At 44.5% G+C, this 13,369-nt stretch carries 9 protein-coding genes and 1 pseudogene; 8 read left to right on the top strand and 2 right to left on the bottom strand.

Annotated features, from left to right (window positions below; all coding sequences use genetic code 11):
• The first annotated feature begins 33 nt into the window (after positions 1–33).
• The gene (locus JOD02_RS08100) at positions 34–1,950 is read left to right on the top strand and encodes a right-handed parallel beta-helix repeat-containing protein (RefSeq protein ID WP_204488600.1); all 1,917 of its coding nucleotides are present in this window, start codon (positions 34–36) and stop codon (positions 1,948–1,950) included.
• Positions 1,951–2,212: 262 nt separating this feature from the next.
• The gene (locus JOD02_RS08105; protein WP_204488601.1) at positions 2,213–3,046 is read left to right on the top strand and encodes a DegV family protein; all 834 of its coding nucleotides are present in this window, start codon (positions 2,213–2,215) and stop codon (positions 3,044–3,046) included.
• A gap of 114 nt (positions 3,047–3,160) precedes the next feature.
• On the opposite strand, the gene JOD02_RS08110 is transcribed toward JOD02_RS08105, so the two are convergent.
• Positions 3,161–3,691, bottom strand: a complete 531-nt coding sequence (locus tag JOD02_RS08110; RefSeq protein ID WP_204488603.1) for a cupin domain-containing protein — start codon at positions 3,689–3,691, stop codon at positions 3,161–3,163.
• A 262-nt stretch (positions 3,692–3,953) separates the two neighbouring features.
• Here JOD02_RS08110 and JOD02_RS08115 point away from each other — a divergent pair, with 262 nt between their 5' ends.
• Entirely contained in the window at positions 3,954–5,177 is a 1,224-nt protein-coding gene (locus tag JOD02_RS08115; protein WP_204488605.1) for an endo-1,4-beta-xylanase, read from the top strand.
• A 212-nt stretch (positions 5,178–5,389) separates the two neighbouring features.
• Here the strand turns inward: JOD02_RS08115 and JOD02_RS08120 are convergent, their stop codons facing one another.
• Entirely contained in the window at positions 5,390–6,259 is an 870-nt protein-coding gene (locus JOD02_RS08120) for an EamA family transporter (protein WP_204488606.1), read from the bottom strand.
• Between the two features lie 349 nt (positions 6,260–6,608).
• Between JOD02_RS08120 and JOD02_RS08125 the strand changes: the two genes are divergently transcribed.
• From JOD02_RS08125 to JOD02_RS08145, 5 genes and pseudogenes are all read left to right on the top strand, one after another.
• Complete coding sequence (locus JOD02_RS08125; RefSeq protein ID WP_204488608.1) at positions 6,609–8,270, top strand: FAD-dependent oxidoreductase; 1,662 nt, start codon at positions 6,609–6,611, stop codon at positions 8,268–8,270.
• Positions 8,271–8,538: 268 nt separating this feature from the next.
• Complete coding sequence (locus JOD02_RS08130; protein ID WP_204488610.1) at positions 8,539–10,263, top strand: [Fe-Fe] hydrogenase large subunit C-terminal domain-containing protein; 1,725 nt, start codon at positions 8,539–8,541, stop codon at positions 10,261–10,263.
• A pseudogene (locus tag JOD02_RS08135) lies at positions 10,260–11,430 on the top strand (SpoIIE family protein phosphatase). The gene JOD02_RS08130 and the pseudogene JOD02_RS08135 overlap by 4 nt, the downstream one beginning before the upstream one ends.
• Before the next feature lie 175 nt (positions 11,431–11,605).
• Positions 11,606–12,679 carry a sensor histidine kinase gene (locus JOD02_RS08140; protein WP_204488612.1) on the top strand — a complete coding sequence of 358 codons (1,074 nt, stop codon included), beginning with the start codon at positions 11,606–11,608 and terminating at the stop codon, positions 12,677–12,679.
• Positions 12,651–13,364 carry a LytR/AlgR family response regulator transcription factor gene (locus JOD02_RS08145; protein ID WP_204488614.1) on the top strand — a complete coding sequence of 238 codons (714 nt, stop codon included), beginning with the start codon at positions 12,651–12,653 and terminating at the stop codon, positions 13,362–13,364. The genes JOD02_RS08140 and JOD02_RS08145 overlap by 29 nt, the downstream gene beginning before the upstream one ends.
• Positions 13,365–13,369: the final 5 nt, after the last annotated feature.

The raw sequence follows: 13,369 nt of genomic DNA on the forward strand, positions 1-13,369 counted from the left end.
AATCAATCAGGTATGAAGGAGGTTTTAAGCACGATGGAGTATCATGTAGCAAAAAACGGCTCAGATCAAGGCAAAGGAACTTTGCAAGACCCATTTTTAACCATAAATAAAGCTGCTTCTGTTGCCATGCCTGGTGACACCGTTATAGTTCATGAAGGAGTATATCGAGAATGGGTCAAGCCTAAGTATAAAGGGTTGAGCGACAAAAGGAGAATCACCTACAAAGCAGCAGAAGGTGAAAGAGTAGTTATCAAGGGCTCTGAGCGGATTCAAACCTGGCAGCATGTGGAAGGGAATATATGGAAGTGCGTGCTGCCCAATTCCTTTTTTGGTGACTTCAACCCCTATAAGGAAGAGATATTTGGAGACTGGCTTATTACAGTGGAGGAAAAGAAGCATTTGGGCGAGGTATACCTAAATGGCATGTCCTTTTATGAGGTCAGCAGTTATGAGCAATTGCTCAATCCACAGGTCAGGACAGAGGTGCTGGATCATTGGACTAAAAAAGTTGTTCCTGTTCACAACCCGGAACAGACAAAATATGTGTGGTATGCTGAAGTAGACGCTGAGAAGACAACAATTTATGCAAATTTTCATGGTGCTAATCCCAATGAGGAATTTGTTGAAATCAATGTACGCAGGTCTTGTTTCTATCCCACCGAAACAGGTATAGATTATATAACTGTTAAGGGTTTCGAGATGGCACATGCAGCCACGCCATGGGCACCCCCCACAGCTGACCAACCGGGTCTAATTGGCCCAAATTGGAGTAAGGGTTGGATAATTGAAGACAATATTATCCATGATGCCAAATGCAGCGCTATCAGCATCGGCAAAGAAGGCACAACGGGGCACCTCTACCGTTCCATCCGAAAGGACAAACCCGGGTATCAATACCAGTTGGAAGCTGTTTTCAGCGCTGAACGCAGTGGCTGGTCCAAAGAAAAGATAGGGTCACATATTATCCGAAATAATGTGATTTACGACTGCGGTCAAAATGCAATTGTGGGCCACTTAGGATGTGTGTTCAGCAAGATCTATAATAATCATATTTATAACATCGGTATAAAACGTGAATTTTATGGTCATGAAATTGCAGGCATAAAGCTGCACGCTGCTATTGATGTGCAGATTTACCATAACCGCATTCATAATTGCTCTTTAGGGTTATGGTTGGATTGGGAAGCCCAGGGGACAAGGGTGAGCAAAAACCTGTTTTATCACAACAACAGGGATTTGTTTGTAGAGGTAAGCCATGGGCCTTACGTGGTGGATAATAATATATTGGCTTCTGAATATGCTATTGATAATATGTCCCAGGGCGGTGCTTATATAAACAATTTAATCGCCGGAAAGATGGTTCATCGTAAAGTGTTAAATCGTTCTACACAGTATCATCTTCCGCATAGCACAAAGGTTGCAGGTTTTGCATTTGTCTACGGTGGGGACGATCGTTTTTATAACAATATATTCATTGGGAAAGAAGGGTTAGAAAATGTAGGCACTTCCCATTATAACGGTTATACCACTTCTTTAGAAGAGTATATAGAAAAGGTCCACGAAAGACACGGCGATGTTGAAGTATTTCAAATGGTTGAACAGCCGGTTTATATCAACAAAAATGCATACTTCAATGGGGCTGAGCCTTTTGAAAGGGAAAAAGAGAAGTTAGTTGATAGAGACTTTGATCCAAAGCTCAGCATCATCGATAAAGGAGAAGAGGTCTATCTTTCCTGCCAGCTGCCTGACAGCTTTGAGGACATTGCAGGGGAGATTCACTCAACAAAGACGTTGGAGAGAGTACGTATTGTTGATGCTGAGTTTGAAAATCCCGATGGAAGTGAATTAATTCTAGATACCGATTTTCTAGATAACAGGAGATGTGAAAATAGTCCAATAGGTCCTATTACACTTTTGAAAAAAGGCAATAATTATATCAGAGTCTGGTAAATTCCTTAAGCAGAGAAGCCTTATACCCTGGTTTACGGGTATAAGGCTTTTTTGACAAATGGGATAGATTCACCCAAGCCAGATGGTTAAATCTTGTCAGACTAGTCCTTTATCTCCAGTTAATATTTAAATCTTGGAAGAGTTAAATATATTTTGAGTAACCTGTTTATTTGTGTTTCAAGATGGTATAATATAATAAACAAAAAAGTATTAAAATACGGTCTGTCAACTCATTTGCAGCCGTATGAAGGGGGAGCCAATAATGAAATATAAGGTCATTGCAGATAGTGGCTGCGACACAAAACAGGCCTATGGTGAGAAACTCAACATCAATATTGTACCGCTTACAATATCTCTTGGTGATAAGGTATATACAGATGATGACTCTCTGGATTTGGATAGCATGTTAAATGTCATGAACGAAAGTCAAACTGCTCCTAAGACTTCCTGTCCTTCCCCCGGAGACTTCATGCAAGCTTTTGAAGGAGAGGAAGAGCACGTGTTTGTTGTAACCCTATCTTCAAAGCTCAGCGGCGCTTTTGCCAGCGCTGTTATGGCTAAGGAGATGTTCTTAGAACAAAAGAAAAAATTTATACACGTATTTGATTCCATGAGCGCTTCGGTGGGTGAAACCCTTGTGAGCATCAAGATTCACAAGCTGGTAGAACAAGGATTGGGCGAATTAGAGATTGTCAAAGCTGTCAACAAGTATATAAAAGAGATGAAGACCTTTTTTTTGATCGACTCGCTGGATAACCTAATCAAAGCCGGAAGGATAAACAAGCTGGTGGGCAGAGTTGCTTCGACGCTTAACATAAAACCCATAATGGGTGGACATCAAGGCGAAATCACGTTGATTGAGAATAACAGAGGCTACCGCAAAGCGTTTAACCGGTTAATTGAAATTATAGGGGAAATAGGACAAAATATTGAGGAGAAGACGTTGGGAATAGCCCACTGTAATTGCCTAAAGAGAGCTCAAGAATTCCGAGATGAGGTCCTGAAAAGGTATAACTTCAAAGACGTAATAATCGTCAGAATGAATGGTTTAAGCTCGGTGTATGCTAACGAAGGGGGCATTGTGATTGCTTTTTAATGTTAACGTCTTTTATTCTTTTATATTTATAGCATTTATAGCATAGAAATAAGGTACTGCAGATGTAAAATCTGCAGTACCTAGTATTATCTATAAGATCAAGTTAAACTTTTATTACTCGTGATGCTGTGCATCTTCTTTTGTTTTGTGGACGGTACCGCGTGGATGTTCAGGAGGTGCATATATAGAGTACAATTTTAGCGGTATGTGTCCAGTATTTATTACGTTATGCCATTTACCAGCAGGAATTAACACTGCATAGCCAGCGCATACCCTTCGCCTATAATTAAGGTTATTTCTGTCATCTCCCATCAAGACCAGACCTTGCCCCTGTTCGATGCGTATAAATTGGTCAACATCGGGATGCATTTCCAGGCCTATATCTTCTCCTGGATTGATTTTCATCAGAGTAAGTTGCAGATATTTCCCCGTCCATAAAGCCAGACGGAAGTTGTCATTTTGCAATGTGGCGTGTTGAATATTAACTACAAACGGTTCGCTGCCATAGTCTTTTAAGGGGATGTATTCTTCCCCAAAGTCTGGTGTATATGCTGACCGGTCCATCCAAAAATAATAATCGTAGTTAGGATATATGGGCCTGTCATTATAGCAAGGTGGATAAGGATAATAGCGATGGGAACACATGGCGCTCTCTCTCCTTTCGATGATTTGAATATCATGTTTTGTTTGTTGGTGATGGGCAAAAATTCACGGTTAAATTCCTTAAAGCTTTGACATTTCTTTATATATATAATATGTTATATATCTTCTAAAGGTGTTTAATTCAATAATGTGTAAAATTTTGGGTATTATGCAGTTTTCAAAAATACGTTTTTGAACCAAATTATGATATAATTTGATCAAGTGCAAATGCTAACTATAAATTTGGCAAAAAGGGGGATTTTTCATGAATACATATGAACATCGCAAAGGAAAAGCTGTTGTAAAGATTGTAGCACCTGACGGTGCGCCTTTAAGGATGAAAGAGGTGGTGATAAGGCAGACAAAACACAAATTCCTGTTTGGCTGTGCCGAATTTGCTGTTGTCCCATTGGCAAATGACCAGCTAGAAGGCGAACAAAAAGAAAAGGCTTTGTGGGTTTTTGAAAAGTTTTTGGACCTTTTTAATTTTGCCACACTGCCATTTTACTGGGGAAGATTTGAACCTGTTAGGGGGAACCCAGATACTGTTCGTTTGAAAAAAGCGGCACAGTGGCTTAAGGAGCGAGGGTGTGTTTCAAAAGGACATCCTCTTTGCTGGCACACCGTTACTGCCCCATGGCTGCTTGAAATGACCAATACCGAAATTTTAAGTGCCCAACTTGCCAGGATCCGAAGAGAAGTAAATGATTTTGCCGGGCTTATAGATATGTGGGATGTAATCAATGAAGTAGTAATAATGCCGGTATTTGACAAGTATGACAACGGCATAACCAGGATATGCAAAGAAATGGGCAGAATACCCCTGGTCAGAGAAGTCTTCAAAGCTGCCAGAGAGGCCAATCCCCGGGGAATCTTTTTAATAAATGATTTCAACGTCTCTGAGGCTTATGCCATATTGATAGAAGGGCTACTGGAAGCAGGGGTTACTATAGATGCAATAGGGATACAGTCCCATATGCACCAGGGGTATTGGGGAGTTGAAAAGACGCTGGAAGTGCTGGAAAGGTTTTCCCAATTCAATTTGCCCATACATTTTACTGAAACTACTTTGGTTTCAGGGCATCTCATGCCATCTCACATAGAGGATTTAAATAACTATAAAGTGCAAGAATGGCCCAGCACGCCTGAAGGAGAGGAACGGCAAGCAAGGGAAGCGGTGCTACACTATAAAACTCTATTTGCTTGGCCCAATGTTGAGGCTATTACCTGGTGGAATTTCCTGGATGGAGGGTGGCTGAATGCTCCTGCCGGATTTATAACCAAAGATGGGAGAATAAAGCCCATATATCATGAACTATATAAACTCATCAAGGGTGAATGGTGGACGGGGGAGCAGCGATTGGTTACTGATGAGGATGGAACAGTTATTGTTGATGGATATTTAGGTGAATATGAAATGAGCTGTGCGGGGCAAACAGCATCATTCGCTCTAGATAAAAGTAGCGAGATAGAGATTCAGCTGTCTTAATATGTAAAAAATACAGAACAAGCAAAAGGGAGGGGTATCCAAAGCCCTCTCTTTTTTATTTTATGCATCCTCTCGAAAAGCCCCAAAGCTTCATTTTGGTTTGATTGCAGATTGGATCTTGGAACATCAACCCCTAATTATTCTGCAGAGTTACACTTAAAAATCAATCGTTGTGCCCTTGTCACTCAGCTACTTTTCGAAAATGTTCTTTATTACGGCAGCAGAAGCGTCATGGTTCCTGCTACAATCAGTATCAGCCCGACAAAAGATTTTGTGTTTAGTTTTTCTTTTAAGAAAAAGTAGGAAAATGCCACGGTAATTATGATGCTCAGCTTATCTATGGGTACCACGATGCTGGCCTGTCCATCTTGGAGTGCCTTAAAGTAACACAGCCATGAAAGTCCGGTGGTTATGCCTGAAAGGCATAAGAATATCCAGCTTTTTTTATTGATGGTTTTAATTTCCCTATACCTGCCGGTCATGAACACGATCAACCATGCCATTATCAACACCACTGCCGTACGGATGGCCGTTCCCAGATTGGACTCAACGCCCACGATGCCAATCTTGGCAAGTATGGCTGTAAGGCTGGCAAATAAGGCCGACAACAGAGCGTATACCAGCCATGTGTTGCTGTAAGAGGTGGTTTGCTCACGGAGTGTGTCCTTTTTATACACCATTAAATATGTACCCAAGGCTATTGCTACCATTCCAATGGATTTGGATAGGGTAACGGGTTCTCTCAATATTATGATGGCCAGTATCATGGTGAGCACCGTACTGAATTTGTCTATAGGGGTGACCTTATTGACATCTCCTAGCTGCAAGGCTTTAAAATAGCACAGCCAGGATGCCCCGGTTGCCAGTCCGGATAGGATGAGGAAAAGCAGGGATTTTTGATCGATTGCATATGTAGTTTCCCATGACCCCACAATGAACACCATCAGCCATGAAAACAGCAGTATTATGATGGTTCTTATAGCGGTGGCCAGCATGGAATCAACTTTTTTGACGCCTATTTTGGCTAAAATGGCCGTTACGCCGGCAAATAAAGCCGAACCGAATGCCAATATTATCCACATGATTTTTCAACCTTTCTTAGCTGTTGAGTGTGTACAGCCTTTATATGAAACATTATATCATATTCTAGGTAACACATCATTATTATTGAATAAAACAGTTTAAGATAAGCTTGAAATGAGTAAATAGCGTGTTTTTCCAAAAAATTACTCTGTTAAGAAGAAATCTATAATTAAATCAAGAAAAGAAATACAATTGGAAAATTCAGCTGTAATTATCGCTTTTGCACCTCATATCAGCTTTTAATTCAAGTAAAGCGCTATGTTTTATACCACTTAATTATTGTTTAATTTTTTGAAATGGTGGTAACTATCTAAAGTAAGCATATTTAAATGAAGGAAGGGGTTATCGGTGAAAGGTAGAAAGATAGCTATAGTTGGAGGAGTGGCAGGTGGGGCAAGCGCAGCGGCGCGCCTTCGCAGACTTGACGAGGATGCCCACATAATAATATTTGAAAGGGGCGAATACATCTCGTATGCCAACTGTGGTCTGCCGTATTATGTGGGCGGGGTTATAAAGAATAAGGATGCATTATTGGTGCAGACCCCCGATAGGATGGCAAAGAGGTTTAACATAGATGTTCGCACAAACAGCGAGGTAGAGGATATAGACCTTGATAGGAAAGAACTTACTGTGCTAAACAGGGTTAGCGGTGAGCGCTATCGTGAGAGCTTTGATAAGCTCATACTGGCTCCGGGTGCCGAGCCGACAAAACCACCCATCCCGGGTATCGATAAAGCCAACGTGTTTACAGTAAGGGATATACCTAGAATCTATGCATTGAAGGATTATATTGATAAAGAAAAACCCGAGAGTGCTGTGGTGATCGGTGGAGGGTTTATAGGCCTTGAGATGGCCGAGAACTTAAAACGAAACGGCTTGAAGGTTTGGCTGGTTGAGCTGCTCAATCAGGTCATGCCGCCGCTTGACTACGATATGGCTGTCTATTTGCACAGGCATCTTAGAGAGCACTCTGTGGAATTGTGCCTGGGCGATGGAGTGGCTTCGTTTGACAGGGATCAAAGGCGCACAATCGTGAATCTAAGGAGCGGCAGGCAGCTTAAAGCAGATATGGTGGTACTGGCTGTGGGCATAAAGCCTGAGGTTGACCTTGCCAGGAAAGCCGGCCTCGAGATCGGTGAGACGGGGGGCATAAAGGTGAACCGGCATTTGCAGACATCGCATCCTGATGTCTATGCTATAGGGGATGCCGTTGAAGTTGTGGACCTTGTAACCCAAAGGCCTGCGCTCATCCCCCTGGCTGGTCCGGCCAATAAACAGGGGCGCATCGTTGCCAACCACATATGCGGCATACATGATACCTATAAGGCCACCCAGGGCACTGCTGTAATAAAGGTGTTTGATATGGTGGCGGCATGCACCGGCGCCAATGAAAAGACTCTTCAAAAGTGCGGCATTCCTTACTTAAGGTCATATACCCATTCTGGTTCTCACGCCAGCTATTATCCGGGCGCCACCACCATGGCCATAAAGCTTTTGTTTAGCCCTGGTGATGGGAGGATATTGGGAGCTCAGATTGTGGGCTATGAAGGTGTGGACAAACGCATAGATGTGCTGGCCACTGCTATCCGTGCCGGCATGACGGTGTACGACCTGCAGGAACTGGAATTGGCTTATGCTCCCCCCTTCTCATCGGCTAAAGACCCGGTCAACATGGCAGGCTATGTGGCGTCCAACATACTTCAGGGGCTGCATCCCGTAATCCATTGGGATGACCTCGATAAACTGGATCCGCAGCATACCGTCCTGCTTGATGTTCGTACCCCTGCTGAATGTAAAAGCATTGGGACCATACCCGGAGCCATCAACATACCGGTGGACTCGTTGAGGGAGCGCATAGATGAAATCCCCAGGGACAAAACCATTGTGATATACTGCCAGATCGGTTTAAGAGGGTATATAGCAGCCAGGATACTCATGCAACGAGGATTTACCAGGGTATTTAACTTAAGCGGTGGTTATACCACATACAGCATGGCAAAGCAGGGTTAGAGGTGCTCAAATGTAAGCATGTGTATAAGCAAAATTCAGTTATGCAAGCTGTTCTCCTGTTGTGTAATTGGTATCTGATTATTGTAAATAAAGATAAATATGCAAGGTGGATTGATGTCAAAAATAGAGCCCTTCTTTTCCGGAAGAAGGGCTCTATTTTTCCATAAACTGACACTTCTTAAAAACCCCATATCAATTGACAAATTAGGCTCATTGCACTATAATTGAGCTGATAATTGTTAAAAAAATAACAAATGGGGTTGTGGGTATGGAGTATATAAACTTCAAAAAGGCCAACTGCAAGAACTGCTACAAATGCGTGAGGGTATGTCCTATAAAGGCTATTCGTGTGAGGGACGAGCAGGCGGGCATAATGGAGAACTCCTGCATACTTTGCGGCAAATGTTTGAAAGCCTGCCCGCAAAATGCAAAGAGCATAAGGAACGACATTGACAGGGTTAAGTCCATCATAAAGGGTTCAAAGAGAGTGGTTGTAAGCCTTGCCCCTTCGTTTATAGGGGCATTTGACTTTGATATCCCCGGCCAAATCGTTGGGGCTTTAAAGGCCCTGGGCTTTAGTGAAGTGCAGGAGACAGCCATAGGTGCTGTGTATGTATCCCGGGTATATGGGGAACTCATGCGGGAAGGGCGCATGGATAACATCATAAGCAGCGCGTGCCCTACGGTAAATGAGCTTATTGAAAAGTATTACCCCGAGGCCATACCTTACCTTGCGCCGGTGGTGTCGCCTATGATTGCCCACGGCAGGCTGATTAAGGAAACCCTGGGCTGGGACACAAAAGTGGTGTTTATTGGGCCGTGCATTTCAAAGAAGATGGAGGCCGAAGACTTCAGGCATGAAGGGGTAATAGATGCGGTGCTCACCTTTGATGAGCTGAAAAGATGGCTTGAACGGGAGAACATATGCTTGAGGGAGCAGGAGGCCCTTGGATTTGACGGCGGCAGCCCCGGCATTGCCAGGTATTATCCCGTGCCTACCGGTATTATAAAAAGCGTAAAGCAGGCCGAAGAGGGTTTGTCATACCATACGGCAAATGTCGATGGGATAGATGAGTGCATTGAGGTGCTGGAAGCGTTAAAGGCAGGGCAGCTAAAAGGCTATTTTATCGAGATGAATGCCTGTGAAGGGGGTTGCCTGAGAGGGCCGGCTATGCCTGAGCCTGTAAACCTTTATTTGAAACAGATGCAAAAGGTTAAGGAGTACGCGGATAGATATCGTGGGGTAGAGGAGGACATACAAAAACATAAGGTGAGCTTGTCGCTTAAGAAGGTATTTGTAGACCGCCGAGTAGACAGTCCGCTTCCGGATGAAAAGACTATAAGGGAGATATTGAGCAGCATTGGCAAGCCTACTCCTGAGTATGACCTCAATTGCGGGGCGTGCGGTTATCCATCCTGCCGTGACAAGGCCATTGCGGTGTATCAGGGCAAGGCAGAGCTTTATATGTGCCTGCCTTACATGCGGGAGAGGGCTGAATCGCTGGCCAACGTCATACTGGAGGCAACGCCCAACATAATAATCGCAGTGAACAGCGATATGGAGATACAGGAGTTTAACCGTGCCGCTGAGAGGGTGTTTCAGATGCCGAGGGAAGTGGCCATAGGCAAGAAATTGTATGATATTATCGATACTTCCGATTTTGAAAGGGTGTGGGAGACCCGCGAAAGCATTCTTAACAAGAAGGTGGAGTACAGGGAATACGGCGTAGTAACCGAACAGGACATAATATTTTTAAAGGACCAGCAGCTTGTCATGGCCATAATGCGGGATATTACAAATGAAGAGAGACAGGCCAGGCAGATGTACAAGCTCAAGGTCGAGACGGTGGAGATGGCTCAAAAGGTCATAGATAAACAGATGATGGTGGTACAGCAAATCGCCAGCCTCCTTGGAGAGACAACAGCCGAGACCAAGGTTACGCTTACCAAGCTGAAGGACATGATTCTCTACGACAGGGAGGATAAGCGATGAGCTTTTTCATAGATGTGGCATACGAGAGCCTAAACAAATACGGCGAAGAGCTATGCGGTGACAAGGTGGAAGTGGTAAGGGGAGACGATTGCGTAGTCGTGGTCATGGCCGATGGGCTGGGCAGCGGCGTTAAGGCCAATATCCTTGCAACCCTTACAACGAAGATAATCGGTACCATGCTGGAGAGGGGGGCTGACATTGACCAGGCTGTGGAGACCATAGCCCATACCCTTCCGGTGTGCAGCGTGAGGAATCTGGCATATTCCACCTTCAGCATACTGCAGGTGTTTAGAAACGGGGAGGCGCGTTTGTTTGAATTCGATAACCCACCAGTATTTTTTTTGAGGGAAGGGAATATTATCAGCGTGCCTTATGCTTGTCGCACAATAAACGGCAGGACCATAAAGGAGAGCTGTTTTAAAGTGCAGCTGGGGGACACCTTTGTGATGGTCAGCGATGGGGTAATCCATGCGGGCGTTGGAGCTACCTTAAATTTCGGCTGGAAGTGGGATAACGTGGCTGAGTACCTGGAACGGAATGTAAAAAAGGAGTCAACGGCCAAAGCCATCGCTACCTTGCTTATAACGGTTTGTGACAGCCTATACATGGGGAAGCCGGGGGATGACACCACCGTCGTGGCTGTGAGTATTCAGCCCGTCAAGGAAGTCAGCCTTTTTGCCGGTCCTCCCATATCTAGGTCGGACGATGAAAAGGCGGTGGAAGAGTTCATGAAGGGTGGTGGTGTTAAGGTGGTGTGCGGCGGTACAACAGCACAGATAATCAGCCGTGTGCTGGGAAGGGAAATAAAAACTTCGTTGGAGTACCACGATCCGTCGGTGCCACCAACGGCAAAGATGGAAGGCATAGACCTGGTGACCGAAGGGGTGTTGACGCTGTCCAAGGCTATTGAACTGATACGGCGTTATTCCTCTGACAATGTGAGGTACAAGGACCTCAAATTTTTGAAAGGGCAGGATGGTGCAGCCAGGCTGGCCCATATATATAGAAGAATGTACGCATTTGAGGTTGTTTATTGGGAGGGCCATGAATCCTGCCCATCAAAACCCCAATTTTCCAGTTAACCTCAGCATAAAATTCAAGCTGCTAGAGGAGCTGGCAGAGCTCATGAGCAGCCTTGGCAAAACGGTGGAAAGGTATTATTACTAAACATTGAATACTCTCGAAAAGTAGCTAAGCGACATAGGCACAACGATTGATTTTGCAGGGCAACCTTGCTGAATAATTGGGGGGTGAAGTCCCAAAATCGAACTTACAAACAAGCTAAAATAAAGCTCTCAGACTTTTCGAGAGCGTACACCATTGGAAAGAAGGGGGAACGTCTATGTCTAAATCCGATACTCCTGAAAGGGCTGGGTTAGAGTCCTATCAGTTGATAGATAAATGCTTTGAGATATGCACCAGGATGCTGCCTTTTTTGAGAAGCGAACTTAAAGATGAGGATGACTGCAAAAGGATAGTGTCTATATTGTATGTGCTGACGGGCTTTAACGCAGTGGAGCTCAAATGCCAAAACGGTATTGAAGCGTTTGCCGGCGAGGAAGAGGTAGCGGTTAAATATGATACCGGGAAAGATGAGGCTGAAAATTGTATAGAGGTGCCAGTTAAGAAAGGCAATACGCTGCTTGCGTGCTTGAAGTTTTATAGAAAAAAAGGCGATGTCATAACTGATGAGGATGAGGCAATTGCCAGGGGGGTGGGGTCGGTGATCTCGGCCCAGCTGGAGCAAAACAGCAAGGACTATAATGCCAGGTTGCGGGCCAAGGCTGAGCTTAAGGCCCTTCAGGCTCAGATCAATCCCCATTTTCTGTTCAACGCCCTAAACACCATTGCGGCCATGTGCAGGACCGAGCCGCTGGAAGCAAGGAGGCTGCTCATTCATCTTTCCAGGCATTTCAGGGCTATTATACAGACCTCGCCCGACCTTATAGAGATTCACAAGGAGCTGGAGAACGTCAAAAGCTATCTTGAAATCGAAAAGGCCAGGCACGGAGATCGTATAAGGGTTGAATGGGATATACAGCCCAATGTATCCTTTTTGATACCCCCGTTTACCATACAGCCCATTGTAGAAAACGCCATAAAGCACGGTCTGGCCGGGAAAAAGGACGGAGTAATAGTTATCTCCGTTAAAAGTGCTGACAGCTGCTACCAGATATGCATAAAGGATAACGGGTGTGGCATGGAACCCGAGGTGGTAAAAAACCTTATCACCAATACGGACGATGATAAACGCATAGGGATATCCAACGTCAACAGGCGTCTTAAGGAGATTTACGGCGAAGACCACGGGATGGTCATTCATTCCGAGCCGGGTAAGGGCACTGAAGTGATTATCATAGTGCCTATTAGGGAAAGGAGACAGGCCGATGTCATTAAGGGTCGTTATAGTAGATGACGAGAAATACGCTCTTCAGGAATTGAAATACCTGCTTAATCAGTACAGCGATTTTGAGATATGCGGTGAAGCTGACTCAGGAGAGGAATGTTTGAAGCTGGTGGATGAGCAGATTCCCGATGTGGTATTTTTAGACATTCATTTAAATGATAAAAACGGGGTTGACATTGCCCGAGAGATAAGGAAGAAGCACAAGGATATCCATATAGTCTTTGCGACAGCTTACGATAATTATGCTGTCAATGCCTTTAACCTGGATGCGGTGGATTATATATTGAAGCCTTTTGAGGATGAGAGGATTGCCGAAACGGTAAAGCGGCTTAAAAGCAGGGTAAAGCCGCGCCTTGCACCCGGTGTAATTACCGTGTGGAAGAATGACAGGATGGTGGTGCTGGACCACAGGGACATAGTGTATTGCTGCACGTCGGGGAACAGGACCGAAGTTAAGTCCTTAAAAGGGGAATTCACAAGCAATTTGACCCTGGCCAGCCTTGAGCAGAAGCTGCAGCAGTATTCTTTTTTAAGGACCCACAAGAGTTATCTGGTGAATCTAGAACACGTCAAGGAGATCGTGCCGTGGTTTAATTACACCTATGTGTTGGTGATGAGGGGTTACGAGAAGGACGAAGTGCCGGTGAGCAGGTCATATATGAAAAAGTTCAAAAGCGTTATGGGGATAGAGTGAATAAT

This window comes from Caldicoprobacter guelmensis (assembly GCF_016908415.1).
Taxonomy (GTDB): domain Bacteria; phylum Bacillota; class Clostridia; order Caldicoprobacterales; family Caldicoprobacteraceae; genus Caldicoprobacter; species Caldicoprobacter guelmensis.

What these genes read in the sequence shown, in the direction of transcription:
- JOD02_RS08100 (WP_204488600.1), top strand. Translation starts at nt 34, where the DNA reads ATGGAGTATCATGTAGCAAAAAACGGCTCAGATCAAGGCAAAGGAACT.
- JOD02_RS08105 (WP_204488601.1), top strand. Translation starts at nt 2,213, where the DNA reads ATGAAATATAAGGTCATTGCAGATAGTGGCTGCGACACAAAACAGGCC.
- JOD02_RS08110 (WP_204488603.1), bottom strand. Translation starts at nt 3,691, where the DNA reads ATGTGTTCCCATCGCTATTATCCTTATCCACCTTGCTATAATGACAGG.
- JOD02_RS08115 (WP_204488605.1), top strand. Translation starts at nt 3,954, where the DNA reads ATGAATACATATGAACATCGCAAAGGAAAAGCTGTTGTAAAGATTGTA.
- JOD02_RS08120 (WP_204488606.1), bottom strand. Translation starts at nt 6,259, where the DNA reads ATGTGGATAATATTGGCATTCGGTTCGGCTTTATTTGCCGGCGTAACG.
- JOD02_RS08130 (WP_204488610.1), top strand. Translation starts at nt 8,539, where the DNA reads ATGGAGTATATAAACTTCAAAAAGGCCAACTGCAAGAACTGCTACAAA.
- JOD02_RS08140 (WP_204488612.1), top strand. Translation starts at nt 11,606, where the DNA reads ATGTCTAAATCCGATACTCCTGAAAGGGCTGGGTTAGAGTCCTATCAG.
- JOD02_RS08145 (WP_204488614.1), top strand. Translation starts at nt 12,651, where the DNA reads ATGTCATTAAGGGTCGTTATAGTAGATGACGAGAAATACGCTCTTCAG.